Raw genomic sequence first — 17,155 nt, 5'->3', positions numbered from 1 at the left:
GTTAGCTTGCTGTCGTTGAATGCTTTTTGCGCCAGCTTATTAGCCGCTGCTGGGCAAGATCGGCATAGGACGGGTTGAGTTCGATTCCCAGCCAGTCGCGTTGGTAGCTTTCGGCGGCGATAGCGACGGTGCCTGCGCCAAAAAACGGGTCGAGCACACGACCTGGTCGCCACTGCTTGTGTGCACACGCTGGACGGAGTGGCCCCGTTGCCAGACGCCGACCATTCACGACGCGAGGTTCACGCTGCCACGACGCGCCGCAGACAGTGCATACTCGCTGCGGGCAGGTGCTCAGCAGTGGTCGGCGTACGAGTTCCGTCGGGAAAGTAGCGAAGTGTGCGCCCCGATAGCTCGCGGTGGCGATCGACCACACATCGCCCGGGTTCTTTCCCAGCGGGTGACTCTGCCGCCCGGCGCCCTTGAGGGCGGCCAGTCCTTGGTTGAGATTGATGCGCGGCGACACTCCATTACCCAAACTGGGTACGGCGTCGCGCGGCGGATAGTGCGGTTGTGTTCGTCGCTGCGCGTCGGTCGTCTTCGTGTTCGGTGCATCCCGAATGGCGTTAAGGTCGAAGAAATAGTTTGGCTGCTTCGTGAAGAAGTAGACAAACTCATGCGTCGTCGTTAGCCGGTCAGTCACGCTCGACGGCATCGGGTTTTTCTTCGACCACACCACCTGATTCCGCAGTAACCACCCGGTACGGGTTAAGCGCAGCGCCACCCTCTGCGGCCCCAGGAGTAAACTTTTCTTTGAAGCGCCTTCGCGGGGAGCGCGGGCGTAACTATCGCCGAGGTTGAGCCAGAGTGAGCCGCCAGGCGTCAGGACGCGCCACAGTTCGCCGCAGATGCTGGCGATTTCCTCCGCCCATGCATCGGCGTTCGCTTCTGCGCCGATCTGACCGTCGTGGCCGTAGTTCCGGATCGCCCAGTACGGCGGACTGGTGATTATCGTGTCTACCGCGGCGTCCGGCAGCTCTTTAAGCCGTTGCCGCACGTCGCCGACGAGCACAACGTTTAACGGTATCTTCTTTGCGTGATTCATAGGGCACCTCCTTTATCTGGTAGTTGGGTAAGTTGCGTGGCGGCATGGCTCGTGAGTGCCACCTTAAATAGCTGGCGGGCGTCTTCGGGTACACGACGAATGGTGCGGCTCAGTTCCGAGAGTCGGTTAGTGTCCGGCACCAGCCACCACACCAACGGAAAGACGTCGCGGGCGCGTTGCTCCAAGCCGCTACGCCAGTAATTGATGTAGACGCCGAGTTTGCGGGCAATCGTCGGGGTTGATTCGGTGTCCATATCCTGCTCGATGAACGCCGCGAGTTCGTAGTCGCCGACTCCCAATCGCACATACGCGTCCGGCTTGAGCGTGACCCGCTGCCCACCGCTGCCGCTGAAGTGCCGCCACGCCTCAGGTTCAGCGGCAAACTCCAGCAGTTCGCTATGGCCGGCGCGGTCATCTTCGGTCAGCTGCACGTAGAGGTCACTGACAGCCAGCACGTGATCCTGGAAGGCCGGTTTGGTGTCGTTGACCCGTCGGTGTCGGCGGCCCGAACCTGAGTGGGAGGCATCGAGCACGGCGAAGCCCAAGCCGCTGAGGCCGATCACGTAACCGTCGCTCCCGGCGTGGAGCCCTCCCATGCGCCGAGCAAGTCTGACGATCACCCCCAGTTCGCTCAGACGCTTCAGGGCGGCGCGCGTCTTCCGGGCTTGTGTTGGCCTATGGCCATCGGCGAAGTGCAGACGTTGCAGTTGCTGACCCGTCAGGAGCCGAAGTTGACGGAGTGACAACAAGATGGCGAGGTCGCGCTGCGACAGCCGCTGGCGAAGCCGCAATGTTCGTCCACGGCCCGTCATTGGACGCCTCCACGGGGGTGAAGTGTCGTTGGCGGCAATGGCGGGTTTCCGCTGGTAAAGGGCGTGACAACTCGATGCCATAGGGAGGGCGGACGGTAGGCTGCGAGGAAGGTCGTCATGTCGTCCTCCGTCGTTTGGATCCGACACGTTCGTCCGGTGTCGTATCAATGCCCTGCCACCGCTCGATGAGTTGGGCGTCGAGCCGGTGAGGGTCGACGCCGTATCGCTCGGTGATCTCGTAGCGGGCGACGACGGGATTTTCGGTCGCTGGTGGCAGATCGGGGGTGGCCACGATGAACGGATCGCTGGTCGCGCCATCGACCAGTACCTGTACCGCAGCGTGGTAGGCCGGAAGCTGCATCAGTTGGTCGGCGGTGATGCCGCCACCGAGCACGCCCGCCAGTTCCTTGGCGTCAGCCTTGGCCGGTCGGTAGGCCACTCTCGAACGGGTGTTCGCGAGGACTGCCGCCCGAAGGCTCGGCGTCAGCTGGGCCAAGTGCTGGTGGGCCAGCGCAAAGGCCGTGTTCATACCCCGAGCCGTCGCCAACATGTCGGCGAAGTCCATCCCAGCAGTGAAGTTCTGCCATTCGTCAACGACCACCGACACCGGCCGCCGCGAAGCCGCGGGCACCAAGGCTTGCCGCTGAATGGTTTCGCGCAGCTGACCGAGGATCAGGCTGCCCAGTAACCGGGTGGTTTCCGGTCCAATGGTGCCGATGTTGAGGTTCACCAGCACGACGGTCGGGGTATCGCCGAATAAATCGTCGAGCTGAAGCTTCGGTGACGGCTGCCCGAGCAGTTGGCGGATCGGCGCCCTGGCGGTGAATGCTCGTGTTTTATTCAGAATCGGCATGACGACGCGGTTTCGTTCCAGTTCTGACAGGCTGTCAAACCAGGCCGCCCACGGCGCAATCGTAATCGGGTCACTGGTGATCGCAAGGACGCGGCGGCGAAAGCCGTCGTTAGTCAGCAGTGCTGGAATGTCGGTCAAAGTCCCATCCGGCAATCGAGCGGCCATGATCAACGTGTGTAGCAAGACGTCACTACTTCGCGGTCCAATCGCACTGCCGAACAGTTCGCGGAACAGTTGAAGGAGTGAGTCGGCTCGCCGTTCGGCTGTGTCGACAGGGCCAGCCAGAGGATTGAATCCGGTGACGGCTCCACCCATACCGGGCTCAATCAGTCGAATGGCCGAGCGTTGGCCTGCCGGAATCTGAGCGAGAATATCTGTCACCAAGTCGCCTTTTGGTTCGAGCAGAAAAATGTTTCGCTCAGCTTCAATGTCGCTGAGTATCCAACGAGCAAGCGTGGTGGATTTCCCGGCACCTGTCGGGGCGATGACATGCACGTGGCTTGTCGAACTCTTCACCGGAAGCCGCGCAAGCGCTCCTTTTGTCTGCGCGTGTGTACTCGTGCCGATGATGCGATCACTCTTCGCCAGTTCCGGTTTGTCCGCCGGAACCAACAATTTGCGAGGTGGCGCGCTTGCCGTAATACCGCTTCCCGGGACGCGGACACCTTCGACGGGCCAGCCTAGGAGCATCGCTAGTTCGGCGGCGTTGACACTGCCGCTCCAGGTGCGCCGTTTACCCATGACGCCCAGCAGTTGATGAGCGATCCGGCTGGATTGGCGTGAACTGGTAATCGTTGCATTGGTTCCGGCGGCAAGCGACAATGCGCTCACCACCGCCCCGATAAGTTGCCCACCGCGTTTTGAGTCGGCGGCAACGGCGCCAATCCGACCGCGAACACCAAAAAGTGGCTCGGCGATTTTCTCACGCCAGGCGGTCTGTTCACCGCTGCTTGGCTGACGAGGCGGCACCATGCCCAGTGATTCCAGTAACGTAAACTGAGCGGGACGCTGGCTACGGCGATGACTTGGCCCGATAACCCACTGGACAACCAGCGACTCATCAGCCCCAAGCCGACGGCGTTGCTGCAAAATGCCCGCGGCGACACTTCCGGCCGTATCCAGCCGCAGCGGGTAGGCGGCGCTGGAGGGCCGTACCTCTCGGGCCGTCGTGGGTAATCTACGGGGAGACGAGGTAACGGCAACCAGTGCCAGGCCGGGCATCTGCGCCGTTAAATCTCCGGTTAAATGGCGGGCGACGGACTCATCGCAGCCGATCAGCCACCGGGCACTGTCCTTGGTAAGCCATACCTCAAACACCACGATCGGCTGCAATCGTCGGACTCCCACCCCTGGCCGGCCCCCGAGGACCCGCAGCATTTTGGTGAGTCCAGCCAAACTAAGGGCGCCGGGCGGGAACGCCTCGCGCCACTCAAGCTCAGCCATCTGCCTGTACCCCACGCAATATATAAATTGGCATAGGAAAAAACCTCCTCTCGGTAAGACTCGAAACGAGGGGCGCCTAAGGTCATAGCAAAGAGAGCTCCAGCTTGACGAAATGGCCCAGCTGGCGCGATAATGACTAAGTGGCACCCCTCGGTTCGAGAGTGCTAAATTAGTTGGACTGAGCAATCTGCGTTATTCACGTTGCTCATGCAGCTACCTATTATTTCTGCACGATCGATTCGTGATGGCCGACTTGCTTAGTCCGGAACTTATTATCTAGTAGAATGCTATACTAAAACAAGCACTTTGCACCGTTCTACAACACCGATCGGTACCCTTCGACCTCTGGCGGCGCGCCATCCGATTGTGCATCGGCGCTGCCCTGATCTGTGCGGCGCTCTCGCCACTCACGGTGCAGCGTGACAGCGAGGCGCCGATACCTCTCTTCTCGTAGCTCACGTTCCAGGTCTTCGTCTTCATCGAGGAGGCGTTTACGTCCTCGTCTGGGCATAGCTCTCCCGTCGGTGGAATACCGATAACTACAGAATTATTTCTTGCGAATCCGGCTAAGCACTGCCCAGTAGATTCCGGCAACCACCAGCAACGGTAGGAGTCCTGCTACCAGTGCCGCCGCCAATCGCACCGTGCTTACCAGGATGTAGACCGCCGCGGAGAACACCACCAGGGAGAGCGCCAAGCCAAGCAGCCGTCCGGCCAGCGGTGGCCGCTCCTCCGACGAGTGCTTCCACCAAGGGCTCATGACGCTTCGTCCTGGTCGAGATCGTCTTCCTCCGAGGCCCTGGTCGAGCGCCGGAACCGGTACTGGTTCCACAACTGCTCCCGACTCTGGCCGGTGTGCCAGACAAGGAGCTGGATGCCGTGCTCAGCGGCTCGCAGCTTCTCGTCAACCCGCTGCTCACGGGCGCGAAGCGCACGGGAGTGGACGGCCATCCCGATCACGATGCCGACCGCCACGCCCACCATGAAGCCAACGATGAGCGTGGCGCCCCAGAACGTCATCACGAGGGCCACCGCCTCGGTGGATCGCGGTGTTCGGCGTCGCGCAGCGCTTCCCGTGCGGAGAAGTACACCTCGTTGACCTTGCGGTTTTGCTCCATGGCCAGCCATTCGGCCTTGAGCACTTCCCGCTGGGCGTCCAACTGGCCGCGGTCGTCCTCTAGCTCGGCGTGCGCCCAGCTGTAGGCGGCCCAAGCCACACCGGCCAGCAGCAATATGGCGGCAACGACCAGGCAGAACGTCACCATGACGACGACCGCCCGGTCTCGGCCACGATGTGCGCCAAGGTAACCGTAGCGGTGTCCACGATTGCCTTATAGCGCTCCTCACCGAGCGGGTTGCGTTGCAACGCGCCGGCCTCCATGGCCGTCAGGTCTTCTACAGCCCGCAGGGCGCTTCCGGCCACGAAGTCAACGGCCTGGGTATGAGCAGCCTGAACGAACGCTCGCCCCTGTACGAGATCGACTTCGCTACGGATGGCCCGCTCGAGGCGTGAGGAAATAGAACGACCGCTGGCGCGGTCGAGAGATGAGGAGGGGCGTGGGACGAGGGGGTTGGGCATTTCGATTTCCCTTCTACTTAGATGCGACAAACACTCACCCCTCGCACACCCATAAATAGGGAAGCAAGGAAACGCCAAATTGACCGAAATGAGGTGAGTCGACAGTTCTGTACCTGCGGAGCGACGCTGCAACCGCATATAAGAACTGAAGCAGAAGGCAGATGAACTGAGCTAGCGCGTGACCACTTGACCAACAGCGTGACCACGGCCTTGCATGTCTCTGAACAGGCAAAACACCCGCAAGACCGGCTCGTGGTCAAGTTAAATGAGGACGCAAAAAGACCACTTGACCATGGTTGAAGTCAAGTGGTCAAGCAGGCGTCTACTGCTTATCTTGGGTTTTGTCAATAGGGTTTTTCGGGGCAGATGGCCAGTCTCCATTTTCTTTATGACTTTCCTCCCATATCCAGTCGAGGAGCCTTAAAGTGTCAGCAAAACCGCCCTCCTCGAAGTTTGGGCGATCTTCCTCCGGCGGCGCTTTAGATTCGCCGCCTGGGTCTTCAGGTTGATGTTGCAATCTTTCGTTCATAGAGCTGTTCCTGTTTACAGGAACAGTATAACAGTTTTGTTACGGTTTGTGCGTTCTGGACCCGAGTGTTCTATAATGGCGCGTCGTGCATGAGGGCGAAGCGGCTAGCGGCGAGGACCACGATCCACGCGAGGAGCACCTCAAGCGAGCGTTGACGCACCTCGCAAACGATTTCGGCGTCCGACGGCCGGATCTGATTCGGGAGCTGGGCGGCAACAAGCTAGCTCCGCTTCGAAATGCGTGGGCAGTCAGGACTGAGGATCTAACGACGGCCCAATTTTTCATCGCGTCCAGGCTTCACTACTACATAAAAAAGATTACTCCGCGATCCGAGAATAAGACAGTATTCACTGGATCGCTTGAAAAAGAAAAATACAAGTACGCGGTGGCTGTCTCATTCAATATTATCGAGGCGCCGCTAGACCCGCAGGGCTTTTACAAAAGCGCGCCTTTGCGTGACTTAAAAATCACCAAGCGCAGGCGTTGGATGGAAGGTAAAGACGACTCAGGGGAAGCAGGTAGCTACTACCTGCCTGAGGCGTTTCAAGTAAGCGAAAAGTCGGCCCGAAGATACCTTGAAGACGCTATCGGCCAAATCGCTGCGCTCATAATCAGAGACAGCGGTAACACGAAAGTCGCGCAAGAAATAGATAGCGATGAGGGGTGGTTGGCAGACGCTGATAGCTCGGAGGCACTTCAAACACTCCAGCCAGGGCCGCTATCCACTCGTTTCGCGCCTACTCCAATCGACGAGTCGGCGGCGGTGCATTCCTCGGAACCTGCCGAGACAATTCTTGATCGTGAGGCGACTCCAGAGCCGCCTGCTTTGGACTCAGCTAGTCAGCCAGATTTCGAATCTTCTTCAGGGCTCGATACAAATGAGATGCAGGTACTGGAGCCAGGCGATCCAGCGTTGAGGCTGGATCGGGACCTACCGGTGCCCTTAGGTCAACCATTACCCGATTCGCCAAAAGCGCGTGTGGCAACTTCAGGCGCAAGAGTTCCGACGATCCCCACCAAGGTCCTTTTGCGCGCGACGCGAGGACTTGACTTACGCTTCATATTTATCATTTTTGTGACGGGATCAGGGCTCTTTCTTACTTGGAGTGTAGCGCCCTCGCTGCCCTGGGATAGTATTTTGCGTGAGCCGACTCGATTTTTGCTCGAAAATAGGTACTTCTACTTCGTGTGTTCTGGCACAATAGTTACGTCATTGGCAATTTTGTGGGCTGGTCTGGTTTGCAAGAGAAGCAGCGACAGAGAGAAATGGAAAGCGGTAGGCGATATCGCGTGCAAGTGGTCTTTTGTGACTATACCGATTGCTATCGTGCTAGCTGCGGCTCTCGTCGTTGCCCATGTCCAGGCCAAGTTCGAAACGTCTGAGTATTCTGCGCTCCAGAATGAAGCCAAACTTTGGGCCGAAAAGCAGTACCTAAGGTTCGAGGAACAATCACCGGCTAACCAGCAGAATGCTTGCCAAAGTCCTAATAGGTATATTGAACCCCATAGCCCCAAGCTAGTCCTTGGTAGGCTTAAAAAAGATGCGCTCGAATGCCAGCAGAGTGCGGGCTTTCTGACACTTTCGACAACGTCGATGAACGCGCTTCCCGGCAATGAGGGATCTCTAGATTTAGGGGATATCTTCGCTGAGGTTCTAATGTCCCCTCAATATGGGACAGATTGGTCACGTTGCGGACTCGCAGCGTACGTTCCGGATGTGCTAAATGCTCGGTTTGGGGAGCCGCCCATTGAACGGGTCTTAATGTTCAGCTTTGAGTATGTCGATGACGGTTGGAAATCTGGGTACAAGCCTGTCGTGATAGCAATAGGTGAACTCGGCCAATACGAGACGGTAGCACGAAGTTCGATTGTCGTACCTCACGTCAATGGTGAAGTCGTGGGAGAACCCAGGGATGATTGGCTAAAAGTATCTGTACTGCGTACAAAAAACAACTATACTTACTTTGTCAATGAGCGAAAAGTTTTAGACTACCATTGGGCCCATGGAACAGGGCTCAGCAACTTGATGCTTCAAGCCTACGCTCGCCAGCCACTCTCTCAAAAAGGCGGCATTTTAACATCCTGTCGATTTGATGATTTCTCTTATAGAATACAGTCAGAAAAATCGATTCAATGAGCATTCTTACTGCATGTTAGTTCTTTCAGCGACGTCCACCTTCCCGGCCGCCCTCGATTCAGCCAACACGTGAAAGAAGACATCCCCCGCAATCTCCATCGACACCTCGTACTTCTTGGCAATATCTTCTGGTGCCAAGATCCCGGCCTCTTCGAGACCAGTCGAACACTGGCTAAGGAAGTCGTAGGCGATGAGCTGCGCCTCTGAGAAAACCTTCCGCTCGTGTGTCTTGCGGACGTACCGCGGCGGCGTGAATGCTTTCGGCGAGCGTTTAGGCTTCGGAGCCGTGAAAGTGGTCGGTATGTTCGCAGCAACGACGTGGCCTTCGTCGCTGTGCTCGACGAATCCCTGCTGCACCAGGATCCCGACGGCTCGGCTAACTGTTGCCGTGTGAACGCTGTAACGCTCGGCGATCTGCCGCTGGAAGGGCAGCCTTCCCGTGATCGTCCGGTCGGTGATCGCCATAGCGAGCTTGGCCGCAAGATCGACAAGCGTGATCGGCAGCGTGTGCTGTCGGGCCGATACGTACCTCGCGCCGTGCTTTGTGACGAGCCCTTGTGTCTGGACAAGCTTCAAGGCGCTTCGCGCGGTGCTCGACGACGTCCGGTAGCGCTTAGCCAACTGGCGGGCAGTGGGAAAAGCTGCGTGCCACGAAGAGCTTTCATCCTTGAGCTCGCGCCCGACGAGGTGGGCAATCACCTCGGGGAGGGTGGCGCGCTGGTTCTTGGGGCCGGTGGTGGGATTGGACATTTACCGTTCTTTTCGTGGATGACTGTTGTGTGGGTCGTCTGACAACCCCTGCAACCCCTCAAGCACCCGCTGCATTAGCGCAGGATCTGGCTGGTTCAAGGGTTTCCGGGGATACGGAGTCGGCGCTCGGCGGACGTATCCCCGAACCCGTTTCGGCAGCGGCACTGCAGGCGGAAACTGCTCGGTGGGGTCGTCGGCCGGTGGAACGACGGGAAATACCTCGGTATCTGCATGGGCGACGCGTTCCTGCTCGCGCTCCTTGGCAATCCGTGCGGCGATGCCTTTGACCGACCGTTCGCGGTGGCGAGCGAGGAACCGCTTTCGTCTGCGATCGCTGGCCTTTTCCTTGCCGAACCACACCGCCACGACGCTCACCAACACCGTCAGCACCGCCACGGCGAACCACCCCCAGCCGTTCACGGTGCTGCTGGTGGCGGCTCGGGGTCTGGTGGCTCGCGCAGTGCGTGCCGTCCCTCGGTCGCCGGCGGAAGGACAAGCCCGGCGTCTGGCTCCGAAGACGTCTCGGCGTGGTTGTGCAAGAGTTCACCGAGGCCAAGTAGCAACTCGGCGAACTCTTGCTGTTTGGCGGACGGTATCTGACCGGTGAGCAGGCCGTTGATCACCCGTGGAATGTGCTGGCTCACCGCGCCAAGAGCCCGGACAAGTTCGGTGGTTTCAATCCTCACGAGTCGGCCTCGCCGAGCTCGTCGGTCAGTACACGCAGCGTGGTGCCGGTACGCCGAACTTCCAGCGCCAGACGATCCGCCACCGATGGCTCGGTGGACAAATGGCGCCGAGTAAGGACAAGCAGACCGTCGACGTCCGGCAGCTGCAGTACGTCCGTCGCTGCGGTGAACCCCGGCCGGATCAAGGCGTCGGGTTTGAGCCCGATGTCGCGGAACACCACGGAAAGCCGCAGTCCCCGGGCGACGCTCCACCAGGTCAGGACGTCGGCGCAGGCTTCGATGTAGGCGGGCTTAGGGTGCTCGGCCCACACGTAGCCGTAGACCGTGGGCAACGCGCTCGCCCCCGCCTCGACCGGCGGCATGGCAATGAGCCGGGCTGCCAGCGCTTGCAGTTCGGGAAAGACGTCGTTCGCCACTGCTAAAACCCCTCGCGCAGCCGGTAGGCCAACCGCACCGATCCACACGGCCACACCCGGTCACAGCGAATACACCGCTCGAGGGCATCGGGGGTGTGCGTCGCCAGGTAGAGCGTGATGAGGGCGTAGAGCTGTACGGGCTCTGGCATTCGTGGAGTTGGTACCGCCGTGAGCGCGTTGTTCCTGCGCTGCCAGTACTGCGGCACCGCACTGGGAGTCCGGGCATCTGTTGCTGTTCGTACGGTCATGGCCGACCGCTCCGTCCCGTTCGCATCGTTGGGTTTCCTGGAGCGGCACCCGGCGCCAGAGGACCAATCGCGGGCGGTTACGGGGATCTCTTGCGGGAGACCGCCCAGCGACCCCGGGAGGCGTGGGAAACGTCTACCCCGACGCCGGATGCCAGGTCATGACCTTGGTTGCCGGATGATGGCCACACCAGACAAAAGATCCGTAAATTCCTCCATGAATCTCGCAACCCAGGGGCGTGACCTGCGGTAATGTGGCCGTCATTACCACGTGCGATCGAGAGAAGACGGATGGTTGCGAAGCGGCACGGCCTGGTCAGCGCCCGGAAAGCTGCTGGATTCAGTCAAGAATCGCTCGCGGAGGCACTCCGCGTTGCGTCCAGCTCGGTCAGCAACTGGGAGCGAGGCAAGACTGAACCTGTCCCGTACAAACGGCCGAAGCTGGCGAAGCTGCTAGACATCACGGCGTCGGAATTGGAAGCCCTGCTGCACGAGGGCATCGGTGAAGTGCTCCCCGCTCCGATCGTTCCGAGCAAGGTTGTAGTGACGCCGCGCAATGACGCGACGTTCGCGGCTTTTGAGATCCCGCCACAGTACAAGCCGTCGCTCGACGGTGCGCTGGTCAGTTTGGCCACGCTCGCCCACGTCGACGAGTCGGGCGTCGCTAACCTCCCTGCCTCCGCGTTTGCCGAGGATCTTCCAGCGCAGGCCATCTTGTCGTGGCTGGTGGGTGCTGCGTATAACGATGTCCGGTCGTCCGGCAGTCCGGTTGTGATCCGTGACATCGACGAGATTGTGACCACGACCAAGGCACTCGACCAGTTGGATCGCCAGTTTGGGGGCGACTACAGCCGGGGACTCGCTGTCAAGTACTTGAGCGGCCGAGTTATGCCGCTTCTACGGAGCCCGTCCTCGACGCCGCTCCGGCGCGAGCTATTCCAAGCTGCCGCCGTGCTGTGCGAAGTCATTGGCTACATGGCGTATGACGGACAGCTGCATGGGTTGGCGCGACACTACTTCGTGCAGGCCTTGCGCCTGGTCAAGGAAGCCGACAATCCGACATACGGATCGTTCGTCTTGGCCACCATGAGTCACCAGGCGCTCTACTTGGATCGTCCCGACCACGCCCTGACCTTGGCCCAGTCGGCGCAACATCACGCGGGCAAGAAATCAGTACCTGCCGTCGCTGCCGAGGCGGCAATGCTGGAGGCGGTCGCCTTTGCGGCGCTGGGAGATCGAAGCAGCAGTACGCAGGCGCTTGGCCGGGCTGAGGCTTCGTTCCACCGGCACGGCGCCGTCGCCGACGTTCCGTACTGGGTGGCTCATTGGGACGATGCGGTCTTCGCAAGCTTTGCTAGTACTGCCTGCCTGGATCTTGGTGATACGGCCGCGGCCGCACCATACCTCGAGGTGCTTTGGGAGAACGCTCACCACCAGGTGCGGCGGCAGGTTTTTGCCGCTGGCCAGCTAGCCAAAGCCGCGCTGCTGGAGCGTGAAGTCGAACGTGCCGTGCACTATGGCACGATGGCCGTCGAAGCCGCTGCGGCAGCCAAGTCGAAGCGCTCGCGCCGGATTGTTCGCGACCTGCTCGTCCAGCTCGACGGGCATCGGCAGCTGGCACCGGTGCGAGAGCTGACCAGTAAGGCAGTCGCGCTCCTACCAAGCGAGGCACTGTGAGTGACGACCAGCCCAACCACTGCGGCGACCGTGTTGTCTTCGCTCATGACATACGTGACGAGGGTGAGCCAGAAGTCGAATTCAATCCCGGCATCGCGGGGCGGCTCCCTCGGAAGAATGTCGCCAGTGGCGCGCTCATCCGCAACGCCGCAGGCCGGGTGCTGTTCGTGAGCCCGACGTACAAACCGTTCTTGGAGATCCCGGGTGGCCTGACGGAGGATGACGAATCTCCGCTCGCTGGTTGCCGCCGTGAGATCAAGGAAGAACTTGGTATCGACATCCCCGTCGGCCGGTTGCTGCTTGTGGACTGGATGCCGACGCGTGGCGTCTGGCGAGACAGCTTGCAGCTCATATTTGATGGCGGGGTGCTGAACACCGAGCAGATTGAAGCCATCCGACCGGCAGCAGACGAGCTGAGCCGCTTTGAATTCTTGGAGATCGACGAAGCCAAGCAGCGGTTGCAGCCGTCACTGGCGCGACGTGTGGAGCTGGCGCACCGGGCCTTGATCGACGGCGAAACGCTCTACGGTGAGTTCGGGCGGCGTGGGGTGTAGGAGTACAGTGTCCGCAACCCAAATGTGATCATTGATGTCGAGCAATAAGACTGGATGTTGCCGTGTCGGGTATTTTCGTCAGCCATGCTTCCGCAGATGAGCAGTTTGTGACGCCGTTTGTAGAGCAGATTTTACAACTTGGTTGTAACCTCTCGCCTCAAGAAATTTTCTACTCTTCGGGCGCTGACACTGGAATCGAACCTGGCGAGAATCTGAACACTTATCTGCGAGAGAAAGCCAGAGATTCAGATCTGGTTATTGCCGTCATCTCACCGATGTATCAAGCCAGCGCTTACTGTGTGGCAGAACTCGGTGCCGCTTGGACCAAGTATGGCGCTCTATTTCCTGTTTTGACACCCGGTATGAAATATACTGACCTGGAAGGAATTCTATCGGGCTTGTTAACGGGTTACATCAATGATCGCGACACGCTTAACAAGTTGCATGACCGGGTTACGAAGGTGACCGGACGCGCAGTGCTAGCCACAACGTGGGGGAAACGCGCTACACGCTGGCTTGCTAGTGTTGACGACCTTGCAAAGGGTCTAACTGTTCCGCAAAAAATAGATCTGACCGAGTTTTGGGAACTCAAGGATCAACTTAAGGAAGCCCAAGAAGCGTTACGCAGTTCAGAGAATGACCTTCGTGAGCTTGAGCGACAGAACAAGCGCATTGTCGTCGCAAAGACTGCCGAGGAGGTGCGTGAAGCTGCGCTTCCTGAGAATGAGATTGAGCGATTTCGCGCCCTTCAAGATGTCATGAGGAAGTCTTTTCGCAAGATTCTTCCAATTGTGGAGGATGCGATCTGGTACAAGACGCAGAATCAACGACTGGCATGGCCACATGCCGGAAAGGACGAGGGGAGTCATGACGACGCAGCCTATTCGCTGGAACAGGGACATCTAGTTGAAACCTTTGAAGAATTAGATGCCAATCTTGAGTTTCCAGATGTTATGGAGGCGTATTCTGCAGCCGAGGCTCTTGCTGCGTTCATCAAAGAAGTGACCCCAGAGTTCGATGAGTGGTTTCGGTCCGAATACAACGCTCCGGCAAATCTAGGGTATAAGCGTGCATGGGATGCGATCAAGTAATAAACGGTCGAAGTCTTTCGGCGATGGTATCCGTCTCGGCGACCGAAGCTTCGTCTACTTCATTCCACTCCGTTCCGCCTTCAGGCAGCGTTCCGGCAACATGGAAGTGTACGTGCGGAATCGTCTGATGGGCGGGCGTGCCGTTGTTCTGCCATACTGCTACCCCCTCCACCTTGTAGGCCTCGGTAATTGCCTTAGCCGCCGTGACTACTGATGCCATGATGGCGGCTCCCTCATCCTTGCTGACGTGAAGCAGCGTCGGCCGATGAGAAATGGGAACTACCAGGAGATGCCCGATTCCTCGTTGCTCTCGTGTCACTAACGTTGCGGTCAACGAGTTCCGCGTCAGAATAGTAAATGGTCGAGCGCCACTCAGATAATCGCAGAAGGGACACGGTTCAACTTCAGGGATTTCCAGAGACCCACTACTCATGACGGCCTCAACGACTTGAGAAAGGCCTGCAATTCGAGCATGTCTAAGTTTCGAACAGCACGTTTCTCGACCACAATGTTCAAGCGGCTCGCGATCTTCTCTTTTCGAGATGCGAACATGTACGAGAGAGCTATGAATCGGATTGAATCTTGCGCCGGGAAGTATTGAGAGATACGCGCCTGCCCGCCTCCGATGACTGCTATGGAGATGGGATCACCGTTGCCTTTGGCGCGAACCTCGTCCCAGACATTATTGAGGCTTCGCCAAATTCCATCGACGCTTCCGCGCGCTTCGTTCCGATTGTTCATTTCAGTGTAAGCAACACAGAAGTACAGCTTCCGAACCGCCGGCATGATCGTAGCTACAGCCCCCAAAGGGTAGGCGATTTGCTTTCCCTGCTTGCGATCCTCGGGTTTGAACCGACGTGCAACAGGGTGATCCTCCAGCGCGGCACACAGCGCATCGTCGAGAGCGCGGTTGTCATTGCGATAAATCCGTGTGAGAAGTTGCGCCTGCACGCCGAGCTCATCGATAACATGAGGTATTTCCGTGTCAAACGTGGTAGTCATTCCAATAACAACGTTGCCCTCTTGCTCGAATAAGTCACCCTCGACGACGTGAATCTCCGTGTTGGGTGAACTATAATTCATCTGGACAGGCCGTGGCCACGATTGGTAGAGACCGAATCCGAGTGATAGCGCAGCCACGGCTACGGCAATGACTTTCCCTACGGGCGGCAGCAAGTCCGGGAACAGTGCGTCGGTTACGCCTGCGAAAATAGCAAAGAAGCCGATGCTTGCCAGAGTTTGCGTTGCAAATCGGGTCCAGAATCGACGCTTAGTAAAGTCTCTGGCGATACTCATCGTTGCTGCAGACCGAGCTTCGTGTAGGTTTCAGCTTCGTAGTAATGAGGTCCGCTATTTTTCCCGGTAGCGAACGCGGTTACGTAGCCGTCTAGTGCGTACTTGATAATTTTTGGCTGAAACGACACAGACATCGTGTAGTAGTTATCGTCTAAAAATCGCTGCGGGATGAAATTTTCATCTATGTTCCGGTCGCCGTCGAGGTTTGCAACTACCACTGGCAGGTTAAGCTTAGCTATCACCTCCACCTCGTAGAAGAGGAATGAATTGCCATTCCCCGCTTTCGCCTTGCCCTTGCTGCTGCCAAGCAAGACAACCTGCTTTGTGTTTGCGAGCCGCTCGCGCAACCGGAGTCTGATCGTGTCCGGCCGGCTGGTGTCGAGCGCTGTATTCAGGTTATGTGCATCGAAGAAGTCGAATTCGATATTCTCGTTCTTGTGCCATGCAGTCATGAGCCAATACGATTTGATATCTTCGCTGGCGAAAGCGACGTATGTCTTGTTGCGGTAGCTCATGGCGGCTCTCCCTCGTTAGCGGCTACAGCATGAGGTGAGACCCCACGCGCGATACTGTAGTCTAGATTTTGGCCCCGCCGGTTGTACTCGCGGAGCGAATTTACCGTCTTTAACTCTTAGCTGGAGAATCTCCCTCTCCTTTTTCCAGTGCTCCGCCAGCGCCTCCCAGCTCCATAAGCCTCATTATTTCTTCACTGGGGGCGGGCCCTGCTAGATCTTGATGACTTTCCCGCCGCTGCTCGGTGAGGAGTTCTCGAATCTTCTTCAGCTCCTGTGCGATTTCCTTCAGCTTTGCTTCTGGAGCTGTTGACGACGTCGCCTCGGTAGTTGAGCGAATGAGCATCACGTCGAGGGGAAACGCGTCCTCGTACGGAGCGCCGTTGTTGTCGGTGTAAGCAATCTTCACGACCACTTGATCTGGCGTCGGCTCGAAGTTTACGAACTGGCCGCCAAGCGGACGGCCGGAGTAGTAGACGTTTTCAAGCGACATCCCTGGAGTCATCACCGGTATCGGCTTTTCGTAGCGCCGCTTCAAGAACGGCGTGACACTCTCGGCGGCTTTTGCGGGCTCAGGATCCGGGATCGGCGGATCGAACGACACCGTGACGTTGCGGGCCACGCTGGGGCCGTAGTTCTTGATGACGAGCTTCTGGCTCCCACGGACGTACGGCACGCTTTCGAGCTCGGCGGCGACCATCGGCTGGCTGCGGTTTTTGCTGTCTCGGCGAGCTTGCCTGAGCGTCCGTACACCGTTGAACGCGGCCACGGCGGCCGCTGTCGCCCCGACCCCTGCGGCGCCTGCAGCGAACCAGGCTGGTTCTAGCCAGCTCACATTGAGACTCCTTTGACTTTGTCACCCGACGTGAGTGGGCGATTTCAACCTGTAGACACCATTCTGCCCTGCGGTGATGTCGATCACAGCTGCGGGCGTCCATCGGCAGCTGCCTCGACGCTTGGCGCGTGCTCGAGACCACTCCTGGCAGCTGATTGGCCTCCGGCTGTCATGCCTGTGGTGAGGTCTTCGCGTCCACCCAGGTGGCATGCAATCTATGAGGCCTGGCTCCTTGGGCGTTGCTTGCGGACGCCGTGCTCACGAGCCAACCGCTTGACGGTCGCTACGCTGACGCCGTAACGCTCGGCTACCGCCTTCAGTGTGCCGCCTGTGCGATACGACTCGACAAGGCTCTCAATGTCGGACGGCGACAAACGATCTGCGATACGCCACACATCGGATTGGGTGCCGTTGACGGTGACAAGATCATCGTTGGCATCTGACGAACCGTTCTGGATCTTGTTTAGGACGTTGACCAGCGGGTTTACGAGGTCTTGGCGGTTGGAATAGCGGCGGCAGAGCTCCACTGGTCGACGGAAGCGGCTCCGCCCCTCGGGGTGGGGCCGCTTCTTCGTGTGTCGTGGGAGCTTGGGCTGAACCGGCTGCGGCGTAGCAGCGGTCTCGCTCTTGCTGCCAGATCGAGTCGGCGTCGAGGTCCTGGTACTCGGTCCGCAACCGCCGAGCGAGGAGGCAGAAGC

The 17,155-nt window shown here is 58.8% G+C and carries 21 protein-coding genes; 4 read left to right on the top strand and 17 right to left on the bottom strand.

Annotated elements, in window-relative coordinates:
• Nucleotide 1: 1 nt before the first annotated feature.
• From ACM6LU_RS24855 to ACM6LU_RS24820, 8 genes are all read right to left on the bottom strand, one after another.
• Nucleotides 2–1,042 (bottom strand): DNA-methyltransferase, encoded by a 1,041-nt coding sequence (locus tag ACM6LU_RS24855; RefSeq protein WP_414940159.1) that lies wholly within the window; start codon nt 1,040–1,042, stop codon nt 2–4.
• On the bottom strand, nt 1,039–1,854 hold the full coding sequence (locus tag ACM6LU_RS24850) for a replication-relaxation family protein (protein ID WP_414940158.1): 816 nt from the start codon (nt 1,852–1,854) through the stop codon (nt 1,039–1,041). The genes ACM6LU_RS24855 and ACM6LU_RS24850 overlap by 4 nt, the downstream gene beginning before the upstream one ends.
• Nucleotides 1,855–1,969: 115 nt before the next feature.
• Entirely contained in the window at nt 1,970–4,150 is a 2,181-nt protein-coding gene (locus tag ACM6LU_RS24845; RefSeq protein WP_414940157.1) for a type IV secretory system conjugative DNA transfer family protein, read from the bottom strand.
• 547 nt (nt 4,151–4,697) lie between these two features.
• A complete protein-coding gene (locus tag ACM6LU_RS24840) occupies nt 4,698–4,910 on the bottom strand; it encodes a hypothetical protein (protein WP_414940156.1) in 213 nt (70 codons plus the stop codon).
• Nucleotides 4,907–5,170 carry a hypothetical protein gene (locus tag ACM6LU_RS24835; protein ID WP_414940155.1) on the bottom strand — a complete coding sequence of 88 codons (264 nt, stop codon included), beginning with the start codon at nt 5,168–5,170 and terminating at the stop codon, nt 4,907–4,909. Before ACM6LU_RS24835 ends, ACM6LU_RS24840 begins: the two co-directional genes overlap by 4 nt.
• Nucleotides 5,170–5,415 carry a hypothetical protein gene (locus tag ACM6LU_RS24830; protein WP_414940154.1) on the bottom strand — a complete coding sequence of 82 codons (246 nt, stop codon included), beginning with the start codon at nt 5,413–5,415 and terminating at the stop codon, nt 5,170–5,172. The genes ACM6LU_RS24835 and ACM6LU_RS24830 overlap by 1 nt, the downstream gene beginning before the upstream one ends.
• On the bottom strand, nt 5,409–5,729 hold the full coding sequence (locus ACM6LU_RS24825) for a hypothetical protein (protein ID WP_414940153.1): 321 nt from the start codon (nt 5,727–5,729) through the stop codon (nt 5,409–5,411). The genes ACM6LU_RS24830 and ACM6LU_RS24825 overlap by 7 nt, the downstream gene beginning before the upstream one ends.
• Nucleotides 5,730–6,051: 322 nt before the next feature.
• Complete coding sequence (locus tag ACM6LU_RS24820; protein WP_414940152.1) at nt 6,052–6,258, bottom strand: hypothetical protein; 207 nt, start codon at nt 6,256–6,258, stop codon at nt 6,052–6,054.
• Nucleotides 6,259–6,343: 85 nt separating this feature from the next.
• Between ACM6LU_RS24820 and ACM6LU_RS24815 the strand changes: the two genes are divergently transcribed.
• Complete coding sequence (locus ACM6LU_RS24815) at nt 6,344–8,395, top strand: hypothetical protein (protein WP_414940151.1); 2,052 nt, start codon at nt 6,344–6,346, stop codon at nt 8,393–8,395.
• Nucleotides 8,396–8,401: 6 nt separating this feature from the next.
• Here ACM6LU_RS24815 and ACM6LU_RS24810 read toward each other — a convergent pair whose 3' ends face one another.
• From ACM6LU_RS24810 to ACM6LU_RS24795, 4 genes are read right to left on the bottom strand one after another with little or no spacing between them, the layout of a single operon-like run.
• Complete coding sequence (locus tag ACM6LU_RS24810; protein WP_414940150.1) at nt 8,402–9,145, bottom strand: hypothetical protein; 744 nt, start codon at nt 9,143–9,145, stop codon at nt 8,402–8,404.
• Nucleotides 9,146–9,541: a hypothetical protein gene (locus ACM6LU_RS24805; RefSeq protein WP_414940149.1), complete on the bottom strand. Its 396-nt coding sequence runs from the start codon at nt 9,539–9,541 to the stop codon at nt 9,146–9,148.
• 20 nt (nt 9,542–9,561) lie between these two features.
• The gene (locus tag ACM6LU_RS24800; protein WP_414940148.1) at nt 9,562–9,831 is read right to left on the bottom strand and encodes a hypothetical protein; all 270 of its coding nucleotides are present in this window, start codon (nt 9,829–9,831) and stop codon (nt 9,562–9,564) included.
• Entirely contained in the window at nt 9,828–10,247 is a 420-nt protein-coding gene (locus ACM6LU_RS24795; RefSeq protein ID WP_414940147.1) for a hypothetical protein, read from the bottom strand. Before ACM6LU_RS24795 ends, ACM6LU_RS24800 begins: the two co-directional genes overlap by 4 nt.
• A gap of 536 nt (nt 10,248–10,783) precedes the next feature.
• Between ACM6LU_RS24795 and ACM6LU_RS24790 the strand changes: the two genes are divergently transcribed.
• The 3 genes from ACM6LU_RS24790 (at nt 10,784) to ACM6LU_RS24780 (ending at nt 13,814) form a co-directional block, all read left to right on the top strand.
• Nucleotides 10,784–12,169, top strand: a complete 1,386-nt coding sequence (locus tag ACM6LU_RS24790) for a helix-turn-helix domain-containing protein (protein WP_414940146.1) — start codon at nt 10,784–10,786, stop codon at nt 12,167–12,169.
• Complete coding sequence (locus tag ACM6LU_RS24785) at nt 12,166–12,723, top strand: NUDIX domain-containing protein (RefSeq protein ID WP_414940145.1); 558 nt, start codon at nt 12,166–12,168, stop codon at nt 12,721–12,723. The genes ACM6LU_RS24790 and ACM6LU_RS24785 overlap by 4 nt, the downstream gene beginning before the upstream one ends.
• Before the next feature lie 62 nt (nt 12,724–12,785).
• Nucleotides 12,786–13,814: a toll/interleukin-1 receptor domain-containing protein gene (locus ACM6LU_RS24780; RefSeq protein WP_414940144.1), complete on the top strand. Its 1,029-nt coding sequence runs from the start codon at nt 12,786–12,788 to the stop codon at nt 13,812–13,814.
• Here ACM6LU_RS24780 and ACM6LU_RS24775 read toward each other — a convergent pair.
• The 5 genes from ACM6LU_RS24775 to ACM6LU_RS24755 form a co-directional block, all read right to left on the bottom strand.
• Nucleotides 13,807–14,247, bottom strand: a complete 441-nt coding sequence (locus ACM6LU_RS24775) for an HIT family protein (RefSeq protein ID WP_414940143.1) — start codon at nt 14,245–14,247, stop codon at nt 13,807–13,809. The genes ACM6LU_RS24780 and ACM6LU_RS24775 overlap by 8 nt on opposite strands.
• On the bottom strand, nt 14,244–15,110 hold the full coding sequence (locus tag ACM6LU_RS24770; protein ID WP_414940142.1) for a macro domain-containing protein: 867 nt from the start codon (nt 15,108–15,110) through the stop codon (nt 14,244–14,246). The genes ACM6LU_RS24775 and ACM6LU_RS24770 overlap by 4 nt, the downstream gene beginning before the upstream one ends.
• Entirely contained in the window at nt 15,107–15,625 is a 519-nt protein-coding gene (locus tag ACM6LU_RS24765) for a TIR domain-containing protein (RefSeq protein ID WP_414940141.1), read from the bottom strand. Before ACM6LU_RS24765 ends, ACM6LU_RS24770 begins: the two co-directional genes overlap by 4 nt.
• Before the next feature lie 109 nt (nt 15,626–15,734).
• Nucleotides 15,735–16,457, bottom strand: coding sequence for a hypothetical protein (locus ACM6LU_RS24760; protein ID WP_414940140.1), 723 nt, complete (start codon nt 16,455–16,457; stop codon nt 15,735–15,737).
• A gap of 215 nt (nt 16,458–16,672) precedes the next feature.
• Nucleotides 16,673–16,984, bottom strand: coding sequence for a resolvase (locus ACM6LU_RS24755; protein WP_414940139.1), 312 nt, complete (start codon nt 16,982–16,984; stop codon nt 16,673–16,675).
• Nucleotides 16,985–17,155: the final 171 nt, after the last annotated feature.

Origin of the sequence: Amycolatopsis sp. cmx-11-51 (assembly GCF_047608665.1) — a bacterium.
Lineage (GTDB): Bacteria > Actinomycetota > Actinomycetes > Mycobacteriales > Pseudonocardiaceae > Amycolatopsis.
The sequence above is the reverse complement of the archived record's forward strand: the minus strand, read 5'-3'. Positions and strand labels throughout refer to the sequence as shown.